Genomic DNA, 16,821 nt, shown 5'->3' with positions numbered 1-16,821 from the left:
GCCCCGTTGCCATCCCCTCAACCAACCATCATGAAGGAGCCGGACTCTACCTCTGAGTGGTAACAATCAGGGGCGCACGTCACGAGCTTCACCTCGATTCGGTCGCGGTCGGCGTTGGAGGCTCGATCAGGCTCTCGACCAGCGGGGCTAAGCCGCAACCCCGCAATGCCGCGTCGAAAAGCAGGCTAGGCCGTGGGCTATTAGCGCGGAGCCACAGCCATATTGCGGCGGGCTTGACCAGCGCGAGGAAGTTGTCAGCGAGATTGTCGTATCGGGTGGCGATCGAAGAAAATTCAACATTCGGCATTCTCATGGTAGTCTGGTAGAGTTATGCCTTTGTTTCCATGCATTCACCCGATCAATCGCATTGCGATAAATGGCGGCATAGAATATGCCGTAATCACTCAGGTGGTAACTGCCGAATAAAAGGCTCAGAATATCCCTAAAGCCTCTGGGTGAGGATCGCGGGATATCCACCTCCAAGAGATTTCCGTGGCAGACGGCGCCTGTAAGATGCTCAAAAAGAGGAAGCGAGGAAGGGCCGACTGGAAAGGGTGCCTTTGGAAAGGGGACGCTGCCCGAGTTGGCTTGCGCTAGCGCAGAACCAGTTTCGTTCCAAGTCAGCGGATTAACGCAAATTGCCGGCGCTTGGTCATGATCTTTCATTTTACCTTGCCAATAATAGGTCTTGTTGTCGATCAGCATCCGGGCGCCATTGCGTCCTGCTTGGATCGTGTTCCAGGACAGGACGCAATCAATCTGACGTGAATCCTCACAAGCGGGCATTCCGATCTTGGCAAAGTCGCTCGGCACGTAGCCGCCAACCAGATAGGCAACGACGAGTCTGCTCTGTAACGGCGTTCCTATGATCTCATCCTGTAAGAGACGTACGGCATGTGCCGTTCCCTGACTATGCGAGGCGACGATGAAAGGCCGTCCTTTATTCACGTGAGCGATGTAGAAGCGAAAGGCACGGAGGACATCCGAATAGGCAAGATCCATTGCTGGTTGGCTCTTGCTTAGACCGGCGAGCGTGGCCTGACGATAATGGGGAGCGTACATACGGCAGCAGCCGTTGAATACGCTCAGTTGCTCAAGCAAGACTGGCGGGTTGAGCGGCGCCTTGGAATCCGGAGCATCATAAGGCGCGTTCCAGATGTCGTTGTCACGATAGGTCGTTGGATGGATGAAGAACACGTCGGCAGGCGCCTCTTCATCGCCGACCACGGCATAGCCAGGAGGGACTGAACGCTCAAGACCGCGCCGACCTGGGAACGCCATCCAGGCTTTCTGCTGCGAATAATCGGGGGGCGGCGGCTCAGCTTTAACATCGAACGGCGTCGATGGGTGCCTCATCGCGCCGACGATCTCGCTTCGGCCAACTGTAACCAGGATGAGCAGCACGATCGGCAGGGCAATAACAATACGTCGTATCCAGCGCCGGAACGGCGCAGGCACGATTCGGGCTGTCTGATCCACTATCGCCATCTTTCTCATGATTTTCCGGTCGTCTCCCCGATCCATTCCGTACCTGCGATTGACTGCGATTAAATCAGACCTGCGTGCGCCGCTTGGTTAAGGGTCGCACGTGCTCCTATCTGATAAAGGGCCGCCAACCAGCGCCCCACGTTGGCCCTGAGATTCGGATCCTCGCCCAAATCGCCGAACAATTGACGCAGAGAGAGTAGCGGCTCCGGATCTGCGCCGCCTTCGATCGCAAGTTTGCGCAATTCGTCGGCGAAAGGGTGATGGACCGGAATCGGTTGACCGGCGTCATCCTCACCCCGAACCCGACGGAGCCAAGCGGCGAGTCCGAGCGCGAGGAGATCGATAGGCGCATTCGCTGCCAGCCGATCGCGAATGGGATCCAGCAACAGGTTGATCGGTGCATCAGCGTTTACGCGTTCCACTGTGTCGCGGATGGCTGGGTTCGCGAAACGGGCGAGCAAGTCATCCTTGTAAGCGGCCAGGTCGATGCCCGGCACTGGCGCCAGTGTCGGCTCGGTCTCGCGTACCATCAGGGCGCGCATGGTGCGACCGATTAGCGGATCGCTGATCGCTTCATCGATCAGCCTGTATCCCGCGAGTTGCCCGAGCCCTGCCACCACAAGGTGGCTCGTGTTGAGGAGGCGGAGCTTCATCATTTCGTACGGTGCGACATCGTCGACGAATTGCGCCCCGACCTTTTCCCAGGCAGGACGCCCCGCAGTGAAGCGATCTTCGATCACCCACTGTCGGAACGGCTCGGCCAGCAGCGGCGCGCGATCATGGAGCCCAGTCCGTATCTGAAGCGCTTCGGTCTGTTCTTCACTCGGAACAGGAGTGATGCGATCGACCATCGTGTTGGGAAACTGTGTTTCGTGTTCGATCCATGTTGCAAGGGCTGTATCGCGAAGGCGAGCGAGCGTCAGGACGGCCTCCCGTAAGACATCTCCATTGTGCTGGATATTGTCGCAACTCAGTGTCGTGAATGCGGGCAATCCTGCGGCGTGACGTCGTGAGAAGGCTTCGACCAACACGCCGACTGCGGTACATGGGTCGTTCGGATGCGCACGATCATACAAGATCGCGGCGCTTTCCATATCGAGTGTCTTCGTCGCACGATCGAGACAATAGCCATGCTCGGTCACGGTTAAGCTGACGATCCGGATTGCGGGATCATCGATCGCGTCCAGCAGGACCCGAGATGTCTCGGAAGCATCAACACATTTGCAGATCGATCCGATCACGGTCGCTTGCTCACCTTTCGCGTCGCGTTCGACGAGAGTGTAGAGCCCTTGCTGAGCACCCAGCGCATCGAGCAGAGGACGATCGGTCGGGCGCAAGCCTACGCCGATGATGCCCCAATCCAGGGCCGTCTCGTCGACCTCCATGAGATCATGGATGTAGCGCGCCATATGTGCACGGTGGAAACCGCCAAGACCCAGATGGACGATCCCCGGTCGAACGCGCGCCACATCGAATACAGGTGCGGCGACACCCTGAGGGAGTGCACCGAGGGTGGAGCGGGCCAAGTCTATGTGATCGGTCGCGCCCACCTGTATCTCCAAACAATCGCTTGCTGATCTGCCACTGGCTGTCTCTGCGGCCGGCTCGGTTTCAGCTTCCAACCGAGCAAAAATGGCAGCCCTTCGGAGACCTCATTGATCGTGTCCGTATCGATGGGCCCGGTAGTCGCACCGAGTAAGCGAAGGGTCACAGGATCTCGAACAAGCCGGCTGCGCCCATACCGCCGCCAACACACATCGCCACGACGACGTAGCGCGCGCCGCGCCTTTTGCCCTCGATCAGCGCATGGCCGATCATCCGTGCGCCCGACATGCCGTAAGGATGCCCGATCGAAATCGCGCCGCCGCTCACATTGAGGAGTTCGTCCGGGATTCCAAGCGTGTCGCGGCAGTAGATTACCTGGACGGCGAATGCCTCGTTGAGCTCCCACAGGCCTATATCGCCCATCGACAAGCCGAACCGGTTCAGCAGCTTGGGGATGGCGAACACCGGGCCGATCCCCATTTCGTCGGGCTTGGTTCCGGCGACAGCCATGCCGACGTAGCGGCCAAGCGGCTGTAGCCCACGCTTTTCGGCTAGGTTCGCCTCCATCACGACACAGGCAGACGCCCCATCGGAGAGCTGGCTCGCGTTGCCCGCCGTGATCGTGCCCTCGGGACGGACAGCCTTCAACGACGACAGACCCTCCAGCGTGGTGTCAGCGCGATTGCCCTCATCCTGCGCAAGCGTAATGCCGACCTCGCTCGTTTCGCCGGTCGCTTTGTCGGTCTTGATCATGACTGCATCGATCGGCACGATTTCGGCGTCAAAGCGACCCGCCCGCTGGGCGGCCGCCGTGCGCTGCTGGGATTGCAGCGCATAAGCATCCTGCGCATCCCGCCCGATCGCATAGCGGCGCGCGACGGTTTCGGCGGTGTCCAGCATCGGCATGTAGGCATCGTCGTGGAGGGCCAACAGGCCTGGGTCCGGATCAACCCGCAAAGCCGGGGTCTGGACCATCGAAATCGACTCGACCCCACCCGCCACGATCACGTCCATACGATCTACGATGATCTGCTTAGCAGCGGTGGCGATCGTCATCAGGCCCGACGAACATTGTCTGTCGATCGTCATACCAGCGACGGTGACCGGAAGCCCAGCCCGTAACGCCGCAGTGCGGCCGATCGTCTGCTGGACTCCCTGGGGCAGGGAGCATCCGATCACGCAATCGTCGATCTCGGCTGGATCGACGCCGGCTCGAGCCACGGCCTCGCGGATCGCGTGAGCGGCGAGCGTCGGCGACGGTGTCGCATTGAAGGCGCCACGATAGGCTCTGCCGATCGGCGTGCGGGCCGTGGAAACGATGACGGCGTCACGCATGCTCCTGCTCCTGACGAGCGCGGCTGTTCTGCGCTTTAGCAAGCTCTAGTTCGGGCTGGGCGCGGCCCATCTCCGGTATGCTGCCTCCGGTCTCGTTCCCAATCTCGCTCCAGCGCGACGCGATCTGCTCGGCCGCATCGTCGGCGGCACCGACGAATATGCCTCGAGTAAGCGTCACATGAGCCTGTTCAAAGCCGCCGGCGCCGGCGCAGAGTATGGTCCGCGTGGGCGCATCCTCGCCGACGAGCGCCAGCACGCCAGGGCTGACCATGCCGGGCGCTAACAAGGCGAGCATCTCGGGCGAAAGTATGTTCTCGGTCATCGCCGTCGCAGCGGTCGGCGCGATGCAGTTAACGCGGATCCCATTTCGTGCGCCCTCCAGTGCGAGCGTCTGCATAAGCCCAACCAGCGCCATCTTGGCCGCGCCATAATTGGCCTGCCCGAAACTTCCGTAGAGGCCTGACGAGGACGTCGTCAAAACGATCCGGCCGTAGTTGCGCTCTCGCATGTGTTCCCAAACCGCCTTGGTGCAATGGACCGCACCCATGACGTGTACGTCCATTACAAGACGGAAATCACTGAGATCCATCTTCGTAAAAGTCTTGTCGCGAAGGATTCCGGCATTGTTGACAAGGATATCGATCCGACCCCAGCGTCCGAGCGTTGCGCGCACCATATCCTCGACCTGAGCGAACTCGGTGACGGACGCCGGCGCCGCAACAGCATCGCCACCGGCCGCGCGAATTTCCTCGACAACGCGCTCAGCTCCCTCTTCGCTCAACTCGTTCACAACGACCTTGGCACCGCGCTTTGCCAGGAGAAAAGCGTGCTCGCGTCCAAGTCCGCCGCCAGCACCGGTGACGATCGCCACACGATTGGAAAGATCAATGGTCATGCTATCTCCAGGTCGAAACGGGAGCGGCCGAAGCGGACCTTGATGACGTTCCGCGCGCTATAGCTGATCGCGACGCAAAAGGCGGAGCGCGCCGGACGATGGCCTCCAAATTCGTCACCTTCCCGCAAGGCCCCTCTCCCGCTGTCGTCGCATCCGCTCTATCGGCGTCTCGATCTTGCTATGCCACACCGCTCAAGACCGGGTCAATATTGTTCACTCGGGGGTTAGTGAGTATGGTCCTGTTTTTTATGGTCTCGATGGCCGGGCAACGGCCACCCAGGTGCGAGCCGGCGGAGGATGCATGAACACGATCGATCTGGTGGACCCGGACCTCCGCCCGCTTCTCGACCTCTTTCCGACGCGCCTGCTGACCGTCGACAATCTTGCCGAGGCGCGGGCACGAATTTTGCCCATCCCTGCCGCCGAGGTCAGCGGCATAAGCCGGCGAACGCTCTCGATTGCGAGCCGGACGGGTGGCCCCGATATCGGGTTGCAGATGTACAAGCCCGATCGGACGGGTCCATTTCCATGTGTCTTCCACATGCACGGTGGAGGATTCGTTATGGGAGCCGCCAGAGATATGGCGCCGATCCATATGATGCTCGCCCATGAGTTGAACTGCGCAATCGTCTCGGTCGATTACCGGCTTGCACCGGAGGCGATTTTTCCCGCCAACATCGAGGATTGCTACGACGCGCTGGCTTGGACGTTCGCGAATGCTGGATCGGAAGGTGTCGACCGCGATCGGATCGGCGTGATGGGCGAAAGTGCGGGCGGCGGCTTGGCAGCCGCCCTGGCCTTGCTCGCCCGCGACCGAGGTGAATATGCGCTTGCTTTCCAGCATCTGGTCTATCCGATGCTCGACGACCGTACCGGTTCGGCGGGCGAGCTACACCCCACCGCCGGAGAGTTCATCTGGCCGGCCGCGAATAATCGTTTCGGATGGGCTGCGCTGTTGGGATGTGCGCCAGGCTCAAACGGCGTATCGCCCTATGCAGCGGCAGCAAGAGCAGACGATCTTTCCGGACTACCACCGACCTTCCTCGCGACAGGTGCGCTCGATCTATTCGTCGACGAGGATATGGCCTATGCGCAGCGCCTGCTCCGCGCCGGCATCCCGGTTGAGTTCCACATCTATCCCGGCGCCTTTCACGCCTTCGATATCGCTCCCGGTGTCCCCGTCGCAGTTCAGGCGCGCCGCGATATGGTGGACGCTCTGCGCCGCTTTCTTCAGCCCAAGTCCTGCAACCTCACGCAGGAGAATTGCACCGATTAAGCGGTCGCCGGTCCTGGAATGTCCACCTCGTCCAGGAATGTCAGTACGGCGGTGTTGGCGGTATCCTGGTGCGCAATCAGATAATTATGGCCAGCGCCGGGCAGCGATACGAACCTGGCCCTAGGCAGCGTATCGGCGAGTTCGACGCCATAGGAATGAGGCACTGTCCGGTCTTCATCGCCGTGCAGTACGAGCGCGGGCATGGTCAGTGCGCGCACCTGTTCCACAGAGACGCTGTGCTTGCGGATCGCTCTCTGTTGTGCGCGGACTCCGCGCATCGATATCGGGTCCCGCTCGACCACAGCCTTGTCGTGGGCGATCAGATCAGCGGAGGCCGCACTGCCGTAGCCATGCGGCATGTTGCGAAATAACCAGGCCAGTATCTTTGGCGGCACATAATAGAGTGCGCGTACGATCAGAGGCGCGCGAGGCTTTTCCCGCGTCAACATGCCGGAGCATCCTACAATCAGCGACAGAGCCCGCTCCGGGTGGCGGATAGCCATGTCCTGAACGATGACACCTCCCATCGAGACGCCGTAGATATGCGCGCGATCGACCCCAGCAGCATCGAGTACGGCCAGGGCATCGTCCGCCATGTCCGCGATGGAGAAGCCGGTCGCGCTGTCGGTCCGGCCTGTCCCGCGGTTATCGAAGCTGATAACCCGATGCTTGGCTGCGAGCGCATCTAGTGCCGGATACCACATCGCGGAACTGTACCGATGTCCCATAACCAGGAGGAGCGGCGAACCTTGCCCACGTTCCTCCCAGAACAGCCTGATGCCCGCATTGGTGGTGAATGGCATCCTTCGCTCCTTGAGGCTCAGGCCTGAGAGGGTCGTGCAGGCTCAACGATCGGCGCATGGCGGACGCACAGTGCATAGCCCGCCAAAGACAGGACCCCGGTTACGGCACCGACGATCGCGAGCGAAAAAGCGAGGTGGCTCTCGCCACCGAGCGCCAGACTACCCCAAGTGACGAGCAACGGTGCGAGGCTGAATCCGATGATCGAGCGCACGATACCGAAAAGCGCCATGCAGATGCCGCGCTCCTCATTCGGTATCATCACGGTGACCGCAATCGACGAGACGATGTCGTGGATCGTGCCGCACAACATCACCAGCGTGAACAGGATCGCGAAGCCGGTCAGCGTCGGCATGATCGGAAAGAATGCGACTGGTATGGCGACCACCGATGCCATGACAGCACCGTAGAGCAAGGCACCACGCTTTCCGCTACGCTGTCCCCGATCCGCGCTGACCGCGCCGATTGCGGATCCGAGAATACCGGAAAACAGGATCGCGCCGCCTACCCAGCCAGCGAACTGACCGGGGGTTTGATGATAGTCGCGGATCAGCACCGGCGCCGACCAGATGCCTGCGGCCGTTTCCGCCATGACGACGCCCAGCTGACCGACAAACAGCGGTGCAAGGAATTGCTTTTTGGCCCAGAGGGCTCGCAACGCTGGCGTCACCGAGGTGCTGTGGGTTTCGATTTCGTGGCGGCCAGGCTCACGGATGACGAGCACGGGAGCAACCAGCACAGCGCCGATGAACGCGACGACGATGTGAGCTTCGCGCCACGACGCTGTCGGGCCGAACAACCAATCCGCGTGATGATCGAAATAGTCGAATAAGGTTCCGCCCACCGCGACAGCGGCGGCCAGGCCAGCCCAGACGCCCAGCGAGAGCAGAAGGAGGACCTTTCCGCGATGCGCGCGGGTGCTCATGTCGGCCGCCATCGAAATGACAACGGAGATAGCGGCAAGCGCGCCAAGCGAGCCGATCGTTCGGCTCATGAAAAGCCCAGGAAGACTGTGGACGAAAGATGTCCAAAATGTACCTCCGACGCACAAAAGCATCAGGACGACCAGCAGCCGCTTACGGTTGCCGTGATCGATGAACCACGCGATCGGCACGGAAAGAAGTGCGATCGGCCCACCGGTGCCGAGGCCTTGTACGATCCCCATCTGAACGTCCGAGATTCGCAGGTCGATCTTCGCCGCGTCCTGCAAGGGGCCGAATACGGCTCGCATCAGCGTCCCGCCGAACAGCATTATCGCGAGCAGTACGATGGCACCCCACGCTGTTCTTTGTACGGTGCTCGGTGGTGGAAAGGTCACCTCCGCGCTCTGACCGCGCAAAATACGATCGCCATCTAGGCTCAATGATTCGTTTTCCGGCACCGACCTCTCCCGGGTGCTCTTCGACACCTCGCCTTGATATCGACGGCTGCTGTCTGGACGTCAATACTCATTATCCAGTTAGTGAATATTTATGCCGGGTGTGCCGGCGGCCTCCGCGCGGTCAGTACGACGGATCTTTAACGTTTGCTCAGCCCAAGCTTTCTTTGCGGTCGATCGCTCGCTTCTCACAGATGGCAAGAAATCCGCCCGCCATGAACGTCGCCATTCGCGCTTTAACGGCGGCAAAATCGTCCGACTCGCACAGCCCCCCCGAAAGTCGGTCGATGCGGCCGGTTCGACCGAGCGTGAGCATCAGCGCCCCGGTCACGAAGTGATAGCCCCAGAAGATATCCTCTTCCGGACAATCCGGCAGTGCTCGTTTGAGCAACCCGATCAAGCGCAGGACGATCGCATCAAAATGCGTGTCCATGAGATCAGCGCCCCATTCCGGAGTATTGCTGATCTGTGCTCCGAGCGCGGCATAGTTCTTCCACCCCTCGTCGGCTCCGATGTAGAGATCGAGATCAGTATCAAGAAACGCGCGCAAAGAGCCTTCGACGGTTGGTTTCCCGGCAGCCTCGCGCTCATATTCATCAAGAGCTTTATTACGTCGTTCAATCGTAACCGGGGCACGGCGGGCGACTACGGCATCGAACAGCTCTTTCTTATCCTTGAAATAATAGTTTAGCAGCGAGTGGTGAACGCCGATGCGCTGCGCCACGTCGCGAAGGGTGACGCCATAGAGTCCGTGTTTCGAAAACAGATACTCGGCCGCGTCGTAAATCTGCTCCATCGTCGCCGCGCGCTGTTCCGCTTTCTTGGTCGATTTTGGCGTCGGCTTTGGCTTGTCCGTCATACGTCCTTCCACGGCCGAGGCATCACCCATGCTCGGCCCTCAGGCGCATTTTGTCGATCTTGCCGGTGAAGGCCAGAGGCATTTGCGAAACCCGCACGATCGCATCTGGAAGCCACCAACTTGCCACCCGCCCGCTCAACGCGGCCTTGATGTCTTCATCGGTAACGGAATGGCCTTTGCGGGTCTCAACGATCAAAACCGGCCGCTCACCCCATTTCGGGTCGGCGCGGCCGATCACCGCAACCAGGACAACGCCGGGCAGCGCGCCGACGATCGCCTCGATCTCTCCCGGGTTGATCCACTCGCCGCCGGACTTGATGAGGTCCTTGGCCCGGCCGGTGATCGAAAGATTGCCATCTGCGTCGATCATCGCAAGATCGCCGGTGTCGAACCAGCCGTTCGCGTCAGTGGCCATTTCCGGCTCGCCGAAATAGCGTTCAACGGCACTTGGGCCGCGGACCTTGAGATAGCCTTCCACCCCGCGCTGCTGTGGCAGAGCGGCACCCGTATCGTCACAGAGAAGCAGATCGACCGCGATGGACGGACGGCCGGATTTCGATGCTGTCCTGACCGGCACATTCGACGGCGTCACGGTGCCGAGCGGCGAAAGCTCGGTCATGCCCCAACTCGTCTGCACCGTGACGCCGAGGCGGTCTTCGATGCGATCCATCAGCGCCTGGGGGACGGGCGATCCACCGAATAGGACACGTTTGAGCGACGGAAGCTCGCCGCCGACTTTCTCGAGATGATCGACCAACGCGAGCCAGACCGTCGGCACTCCGGCCGCAACCGTCACCTGTTCATCGGCGATGAGGCGCGCGATGCTCGCTCCGTCGGCATTGCGGCTGGGAAGCACAAGTTTTGCACCGACAGCAGGAGCCGCGAACGGCAGCCCCCAGCCATTCGCATGGAACATCGGAACGGCGGGGAGGACAACGTCCTGAGCAGTGATCCCGAAGATGCCAGCCTGAAGGATGTTGAGGGTCAGCAGATAGTTCGAGCGGTGGGTGTAGACAACACCCTTCGGGGCGCCAGTCGTCCCCGAGGTGAAGCACAAGCCCGCCTCGGTGTTCTCGTCGAATCCGCCCCACGGCACGGTTTCGCCGTGCATGGACAGAAGCGCGTCCTGTCGCCAGATCCGGACCCGCTCGGAGGTCGGCGCGACGTCAGGGGCGCCGGGCTCGTCCAGTATGATCACGTGTTCAATCGTCGGGCACCGATCAAGCAGGTCTTCGACCAAGGGCGCTAGCCCCTGACTGACCGCGAGTACCCTGTTTTCCGCGCGATGGATCATGGCTGCGAGATGCGCAGAAGAAAGGCGCGGATTGAGCGTATGGTAGACGATCCCCACGCCGATGGCGGCGAACCAGCATTCCATGTGCGCCTGGCTGTTCCACGCGAGCGTCGCCAGGCGGTCACCCGGTCGAAGTCCCAGCGCCAAAAGGGCCCCGGACAACCGGCAGCTGTTTACGCGCAAATCCGCGTAACCGATCCGCGCGACTGTCCCGTCGCGCCCTGTCACGACCTCGGCCGAGGGATGCCACTTGGCGGCGTGATCCAGGAATTTATCGAGGGTAAGCGCGTAAGGCTGCATGGGTCGCGAACTCACTGAGTGGTCGTCATCGAGGAGGTCGTCGGCAAAACAGTCGCGGGAATTGGCTCCGAGGCGATGCCGATGTTCGTCAGCCACGGTAGTCCGCCGACATGTCGCCTGCGGGTGACCACCTCTTCCTGAAGGGCATAGGCTCCGGGAAGGAGATGATCGGATGCAGCGGGCTGCTCCCGAAATGCCAAATAGGTCTTGCCGGATCCGTAAGTGGGCCAGGCGGGGGCGCCGCTGGCAACGGGCGTCCCGGTCTTCGCAAACGACGCCCAATAGCCGATCATCGCGTCGGACAACGCGACCTCGTCGGACGTCGGCGGTGGTGCCGGCCAATTGTGCGGCAGCTCGACGCCCGGTCCGAGGCGGCCGAACACATAAGGCACCTCGCAGGCGTGAAACGCGGGGATGCCGCGTGCATCGGCTGAGGGATAGCTATGGTCGAAATAGTAGAGGAACGACGACACGCCGAGCCCGGCCTGCTTCTCGACCAGACGCTGAGCGGTCCAGCCATAGATCCCATCGCGCGTTGCCGCGAGGACGCTCTCTTCAAGATCGGAGGCGGGATACAGTGCGAGGAACGCATCCGCCAGATCGCCATAGCGCTCTCGGATCGCGGCCTCATAGGTTGCGGCGTCGTCGGGAACTGGCGGTGCGAGGACCTGAAGCGTCCGGATCTCGCCGGCGTTGAAGCCGGCGATCAACGGCACGGGCGCCTGCTCGCCGAGATCGAAGCTTTCGACAAGCTGGCGCGTCAAAGACCAGCCGTCGATCGTGGCCTGTGCCATGAAGCCGCCCTTGTTGGCGACCTCGCTCAAAACTGCCGCGTCGATCGCGCGCAAGGCCGCAACGTCCGGCGCCTGCAGCGCTGCCGAGACCGAGCTCCCGATCTGCTCGCCGGATGGCAGGCCATGGACTGACGCCTCAAGAGCGGGCGTCGAGATCATGTAGGCGCTCGACGCGATTGCCTTGGCGAACAATCCTCTGGCGAGCGGGCTGACCAGAAGGTGCATGACGCTCAATCCGCCCGCGGATTCGCCGAAGACCGTCACGTTCGCGGGATCGCCCCCGAAAGCTTCGATATTGCGCTCAACCCACCGCAAGGCTTCGATCTGATCGAGAAGCCCGTAGTTGCCCGAAACGCCTTGTGGCGACTCTGCGCTCAGACCGGGGTGCGCAAGAAAACCGAAAATGCCGAGGCGATAGTTGATCGAAACGACGACGACACCCTCTGCGGCCAGCCTAGCCGCATCATACATCGTGCTGCCGCTGAACCCGGTGAGCAGAGCACCGCCATGGATCCAGACCATGACAGGCGCCTTTTGCGCATCCGCCGGCGACCAGACGTTGAGCGTGAGGCAATCCTCGCTCATTTCGGGAGGCTCGTCCGCATATATGCTGCCAGACGGCGACGCCGGCTGAACACAGGCGGCTCCGAAGCGGCTCGCGTCGCGCGTGTCGGACCAGTCGGACGCGGCGACTGGGGGTTTCCAGCGAAGCTCGCCGAGCGGAGGCATCGCGTAGGGGATGCCCCGAAAGACGCGAACACCGTGATCGCCTATGACACCCGCCACCGCGCCTTGCGGGGCATGGACAACCGGGCGCCCGTCCGGCGCTTGTACCGTCGTGGATCCGTTTCTGTTGGATGGGGCTCCTGTTGCGCTGTCCATCGCGATTGTCTCCCGCATAACGGATAAATGGCGAGGGAAGCGCGCATCACCCGATGCACGCTCCCCGGCGCTCGCGATCAGAAGTTCCGAGTCACGCGCAGACCATATTGGCGCGGCAGGCCGGCATAACGCAGCCCTGCATTGATCGCCGTCGTGTAGCTGAGGTTGTTGAGGTTGGTGGTGTAGCCGGTAAGTTCCCACGGCCCCTTCGCCAAGGTGAGCTGTGCGTTGACGATATTGCGCGCGGAGAGATGATCGCCGAGCGCGCTGTTCTCGAACAAGGTCGCCCAGGTCCGCGATATGTGCGAATAGTCCACGCGCGGCGTCAGTGTCATCGCGTCTCCGAGCGGGATCACATACTGCACCCCGAGGTTCGCGGTGATTTTCGGAGCATAGGTCTGATCGTTGCCGGTCAGGTCGATGCAGCTTGCCGAAACGGGGCCGCTTTGGCTGTCGCAGCTGCTGACCTGCGCAAAGCGAGGGTCTGCAGCGAAGAAATGGCCTAGGCTCGAGTGCGAATAGGACAGGCCGAAATTGAGCGAAAGGGCACCGAAAACCGCCTGACCGGATGCCTCGAGACCCCAGATGATTGTCGGCCTGCTGACGTTCTGGATAGACGCGACGGTAGGCGCACGAGGGTCTCCGATCGTGACCTGGAATCCTTTGTAGCGGTTGTAATAGCCGCCGAGCTGCGTCTTGAGATGGCCGCCGAGCAGCGTGGACTTCCAGCCAGCTTCAAAGTCGGTGACATTTTCCGGCGCGAAGGGCAGCGGCGGCACGCCGCTCAGATTGACCGTGTTGAGGCCGCTGGCCTTATGGCCTGTCGCCACAAAGGCGTAGAAAAAGTTATGCGCGTTGGCGGTCCAGTTCAGAGCAATCTTGCCGGTGACCTTTTTGTCCCGGGTCTTGTCATGGAGCGGAATGACGAGCCCAAATTCCGGGATGGTATAAAAACCGTCCTGACTCGACGTCGACCGCGAATAACGAGCGCCAGCCTGCAATTCCAGGCCGTCGGCCAGTTTGTAAGTGACCTGACCGAAGGCAGCGGCCGTCGTCTTGGGATTGACGCCCTGCAGTGTAAGATCGAATACGCCCGGGGGCGAGCCGGTTGAGAACTGGCCCGGCGGGAAGGTGAGCTTGTCGTTCTGATAGTAGCCACCCAGCACCCACGTAAAAGGACCGCTGTTGGGCGAGACGATGTTCACTTCCTGCGTGAAGATTCGCTCGTCGACCTTGTCGAAGAAGGTGTTGGGCGCGCGGTCGGTGCCATCCGTATCGGCCCGGAAAGCCGTTGTGCCACGCTGATAGCCGGAGATCGATCGAAGCACGACACCGCCATCGGTGGTGTAGGCGGCATTGAGGACGATACGGCCGGACTCGTCCTTCGCCCCCTGCGGCGAATTTGCGGTGAGGTCGAAGCGATTATTGGTCGAAAGAACCGGGTCGGCCGGATAGCCGTGGAAATTGAGATTATTGTAGTCGCCCTTCAACAACACCCTGAAGTTGCTGGTTGGCTGCCAGAGCAAGCTGATACGACCGCTGTACGCGCGCAAATCTCCCGCGTCCTTATTGGTGGGGCCGGTGAAATGATAAAAACTGTCGCGTCGCTCATCGTTTGTTGCAAATCTAACAGCGAGGGTATCGCTCAACGGCACGTTGATTGCGCCCTGGATACGGGCGTCGTTATAGTTACCGTACTGACCCTGAATATAGCCGCCGACCTTGCTGAGATCAGGATTTACCTCGGTAATGAAGACAGCGCCGCCCGTCGCGTTCTGGCCGGCGAAGGTGCCCTGCGGACCACGCAGAACTTCGACGCTGGCAATGTCGTAATAAGGTTCGGTCTGAAAATATCCCGGGAAGGTCGCGACGCCATCACGATATGTGATCACGCCGACGCCCGTGGCGCTGTTAGATTCGGACTTGCCGATGCCGCGAATGTTGAAGCTGTTGCCCTGGCCGAAGTTCTGAACCGTCGTCGAAGGCACCGCGAACTGCAACTGGTCGAGCGAATTCACGCCGCGCGCGGTAAGATCCGCACCGGTAAGAACCGCTGCCGCGACAGGCGTTCGCTGAAGGCTAGTCGTACGGCGCTCCGCAGTCACGACGATGTCGGCGGTCGGCATTGCCGCAGTTGAATTCGAGGCCGCGACCGGCTGAGCGGCGGTCGCAGGCGCATTGTCCTGCGCAAAGGCGGACCCTGCTGCTCCGAGCGCCAAAATGGACGCCGACAAGCCTAGAGCACGAACCATGTCTATCCTCCCCTTTTTGCATTCTGAAGATGCTGTGGTCGAGGATTGCGCCGGAACGGCCCGCGTGTCAATACTCGTTCACCGGCGAGTGAACGAAAACATGGACGGTGGTCGTCGCACGTTTGGCGTCGGAAAAATTCAGCGGACCCAAGCCTGGCGATGCGAGTTTTGTCATCGATCCCGCAAGCTCCAAATTGCGAGCAACCAACCTTTCAGATCCCGTGACTGATCCTCGGCGATAAAGTCCAAGTCTATCGCCGTAACAACGGCGGTAACTGGCATTGCTCTGCTTCCGTGGGCGGCGCGCAGCGCCGATCGTCCACAAAGGTCGATAGCCTGTCATTGGCGAAGCAAGTGGCAGAGGATTGGTATCTCGGCTTTCGCGGCAAAGATCGCGCCGGCTTGCTGGTATCGGAGAAGACCTTTCGCCAAGCGGCCGACCAACTCCTGAAGGAATATCAGATCATCACCGAAGGCCAGCCGAGCGAGCGCCGGACAGAAGGGCATGGCATCCGCCTTCGGGTTCATCTCCTACCATTCTTCGGAAATCTCGGCCTTTCGGAGATCACACCCGGCAAGGTGCAGGAATACCGCTGACTGCTCCCCGTTTTCAGGCCGTTGATAACTTAGCTTCGGTGTCTTCATGCCCCTGGCGGGGGCGGTTGGCAAACTCAGCGGACGCCGTGCCGCCGAGGCTGCTGTGGGGGACGCACGGTGTTATAGTCCGTCCGCCATGCCTCGATGATCCGTCTCGCCGCAGCCAGCGAGGGGAACAGGTGCTCGTTCAGGCACTCGTCGCGCAAGCGACCATTGAACGATTCCACAAAGCCGTTCTGCTGCGGCTCGCCGGGCGCGATGTAATGCCTCTCGACGCCGGTGTCCTGGCACCAGGCGAAGACAACATGACCGGTCATTTCGGTCCCGTTGTCGCTGACCACCATGCACGGTAGCCCGCGACGTTCGGCGATGGCGGTCAGCTCCCGCACGACACGTCGACCGATAGCGAGGTATCGACGATGCAGGCCAGGCACTCCCGGCCATAGTCGTCGATGACGTTGAACAGGCGAAACCGCCAACCGCAGGTCAATGCATCCGACACGAAGTCGAGCGATCCACAGACCGGGTCAGTTTTTTCCCAGCAGATCCCTCAGCGCCGATACGTCCGGCATCGACTCCGCCAGCAGCTTCTTCAGACGCCGGTTCTCGTCTTCCAACCTCCGCGACCGCGCCGCTTCCGACACGGTCATGCCGCTGTACTTCGCTTTCCAGTTGTAGAATGTCGCAGCGCTGATCCCGTGCTTCCTGCACAGCCCGGCGGTCTTCACGCCAGCCTCATGCCCACGCAGCGCCGCGTTGCACTCGAAACAAGCCGGACTCTGGACGGAATTGGCTCTGCCGACAGGCTTCGAGTCCGATATGTAATCGGGCCCGGAGCCTATCAATTAGCTACGGTTATCTGGTCAAATTTCCGCTTTTGGTCTTGCTCCCTCAGATCAGCCGCCTAGATCGTTCAGGGAAGGAGCGAGGATGGCTGAGAAACGCACCACGGTAAAACAGAACAAAAGCGACGCGTCCGTCACGCGCATCGCGACGATCGCCGCAGGTGCCGCGATCGGATCGGCGGCCATCGCCGCGGCAGTGCTGTTCGCGACGAGGAAGCGGGATGGCGAAGCGGCGGACGGACCGGCAAGTCCGGATCGGATGCCGCCAGAGACGGACTGA

13 protein-coding genes and 1 pseudogene are annotated in these 16,821 nt (G+C 61.1%); 3 read left to right on the top strand and 11 right to left on the bottom strand.

The genetic code is table 11. The annotated features are described in order from the left end of the window. Positions 1–309: 309 nt before the first annotated feature. From HZF05_RS08140 to HZF05_RS08125, 4 genes are all read right to left on the bottom strand, one after another. On the bottom strand, positions 310–1,497 hold the full coding sequence (locus tag HZF05_RS08140) for a DUF3089 domain-containing protein (protein WP_160366284.1): 1,188 nt from the start codon (positions 1,495–1,497) through the stop codon (positions 310–312). A 50-nt stretch (positions 1,498–1,547) separates the two neighbouring features. After that, on the bottom strand, positions 1,548–3,038 hold the full coding sequence (locus HZF05_RS08135; protein WP_160366283.1) for a mannitol dehydrogenase family protein: 1,491 nt from the start codon (positions 3,036–3,038) through the stop codon (positions 1,548–1,550). 157 nt (positions 3,039–3,195) lie between these two features. Next, positions 3,196–4,368 carry an acetyl-CoA C-acyltransferase gene (locus tag HZF05_RS08130; protein ID WP_160366282.1) on the bottom strand — a complete coding sequence of 391 codons (1,173 nt, stop codon included), beginning with the start codon at positions 4,366–4,368 and terminating at the stop codon, positions 3,196–3,198. Continuing rightward, on the bottom strand, positions 4,361–5,263 hold the full coding sequence (locus HZF05_RS08125; protein WP_160366281.1) for an SDR family NAD(P)-dependent oxidoreductase: 903 nt from the start codon (positions 5,261–5,263) through the stop codon (positions 4,361–4,363). Before HZF05_RS08125 ends, HZF05_RS08130 begins: the two co-directional genes overlap by 8 nt. Positions 5,264–5,438: 175 nt before the next feature. Between HZF05_RS08125 and HZF05_RS08120 the strand changes: the two genes are divergently transcribed. Further along, positions 5,439–6,539, top strand: coding sequence for an alpha/beta hydrolase (locus HZF05_RS08120; RefSeq protein ID WP_246331788.1), 1,101 nt, complete (start codon positions 5,439–5,441; stop codon positions 6,537–6,539). Here the strand turns inward: HZF05_RS08120 and HZF05_RS08115 are convergent. The 6 genes from HZF05_RS08115 to HZF05_RS08090 all read right to left on the bottom strand — a co-directional run bounded on the left by HZF05_RS08115 (position 6,536) and on the right by HZF05_RS08090 (position 15,099). Beyond that, the gene (locus HZF05_RS08115) at positions 6,536–7,342 is read right to left on the bottom strand and encodes an alpha/beta fold hydrolase (RefSeq protein WP_160366280.1); all 807 of its coding nucleotides are present in this window, start codon (positions 7,340–7,342) and stop codon (positions 6,536–6,538) included. The two genes, HZF05_RS08120 and HZF05_RS08115, sit on opposite strands and share 4 nt — an antisense overlap. 17 nt (positions 7,343–7,359) lie before the next feature. Beyond that, positions 7,360–8,721 (bottom strand): MFS transporter, encoded by a 1,362-nt coding sequence (locus tag HZF05_RS08110; RefSeq protein WP_160366279.1) that lies wholly within the window; start codon positions 8,719–8,721, stop codon positions 7,360–7,362. A gap of 148 nt (positions 8,722–8,869) precedes the next feature. After that, positions 8,870–9,607: a TetR/AcrR family transcriptional regulator gene (locus HZF05_RS08105; protein WP_246331786.1), complete on the bottom strand. Its 738-nt coding sequence runs from the start codon at positions 9,605–9,607 to the stop codon at positions 8,870–8,872. Continuing rightward, a complete protein-coding gene (locus HZF05_RS08100) occupies positions 9,600–11,267 on the bottom strand; it encodes an AMP-binding protein (protein WP_343046853.1) in 1,668 nt (555 codons plus the stop codon). Before HZF05_RS08100 ends, HZF05_RS08105 begins: the two co-directional genes overlap by 8 nt. Beyond that, positions 11,183–12,847, bottom strand: coding sequence for a carboxylesterase/lipase family protein (locus HZF05_RS08095; protein WP_160366296.1), 1,665 nt, complete (start codon positions 12,845–12,847; stop codon positions 11,183–11,185). Before HZF05_RS08095 ends, HZF05_RS08100 begins: the two co-directional genes overlap by 85 nt. A gap of 77 nt (positions 12,848–12,924) precedes the next feature. Continuing rightward, a complete protein-coding gene (locus HZF05_RS08090; RefSeq protein ID WP_160366278.1) occupies positions 12,925–15,099 on the bottom strand; it encodes a TonB-dependent receptor in 2,175 nt (724 codons plus the stop codon). A 354-nt stretch (positions 15,100–15,453) separates the two neighbouring features. Between HZF05_RS08090 and HZF05_RS08085 the strand changes: the two genes are divergently transcribed. Then, positions 15,454–15,696: an N-terminal phage integrase SAM-like domain-containing protein gene (locus tag HZF05_RS08085; RefSeq protein WP_246331784.1), complete on the top strand. Its 243-nt coding sequence runs from the start codon at positions 15,454–15,456 to the stop codon at positions 15,694–15,696. A gap of 13 nt (positions 15,697–15,709) precedes the next feature. On the opposite strand, the pseudogene HZF05_RS21830 reads toward HZF05_RS08085, so the two are convergent. Continuing rightward, positions 15,710–16,445 (bottom strand): annotated as a pseudogene (locus HZF05_RS21830) (integrase core domain-containing protein). Between the two features lie 181 nt (positions 16,446–16,626). Here HZF05_RS21830 and HZF05_RS08075 point away from each other — a divergent pair. Further along, positions 16,627–16,821, top strand: coding sequence for a hypothetical protein (locus HZF05_RS08075; RefSeq protein WP_181638826.1), 195 nt, complete (start codon positions 16,627–16,629; stop codon positions 16,819–16,821).

Origin of the sequence: Sphingomonas chungangi, from assembly GCF_013778325.1 — a bacterium.
In the GTDB taxonomy this organism is placed as follows: domain Bacteria; phylum Pseudomonadota; class Alphaproteobacteria; order Sphingomonadales; family Sphingomonadaceae; genus Solisphingomonas; species Solisphingomonas chungangi.
Note: the sequence above shows the minus strand (reverse complement) of the source record. Positions and strands in the feature narration are given on the sequence as shown.

Coding starts and splice junctions, on each gene's coding strand:
- HZF05_RS08140 (WP_160366284.1), bottom strand. CDS start 1,497: ATGAGAAAGATGGCGATAGTGGATCAGACAGCCCGAATCGTGCCTGCG.
- HZF05_RS08130 (WP_160366282.1), bottom strand. CDS start 4,368: ATGCGTGACGCCGTCATCGTTTCCACGGCCCGCACGCCGATCGGCAGA.
- HZF05_RS08125 (WP_160366281.1), bottom strand. CDS start 5,263: ATGACCATTGATCTTTCCAATCGTGTGGCGATCGTCACCGGTGCTGGC.
- HZF05_RS08115 (WP_160366280.1), bottom strand. CDS start 7,342: ATGCCATTCACCACCAATGCGGGCATCAGGCTGTTCTGGGAGGAACGT.
- HZF05_RS08105 (WP_246331786.1), bottom strand. CDS start 9,607: ATGGGTGATGCCTCGGCCGTGGAAGGACGTATGACGGACAAGCCAAAG.
- HZF05_RS08095 (WP_160366296.1), bottom strand. CDS start 12,847: ATGGACAGCGCAACAGGAGCCCCATCCAACAGAAACGGATCCACGACG.
- HZF05_RS08090 (WP_160366278.1), bottom strand. CDS start 15,099: ATGGTTCGTGCTCTAGGCTTGTCGGCGTCCATTTTGGCGCTCGGAGCA.
- HZF05_RS08075 (WP_181638826.1), top strand. CDS start 16,627: ATGGCTGAGAAACGCACCACGGTAAAACAGAACAAAAGCGACGCGTCC.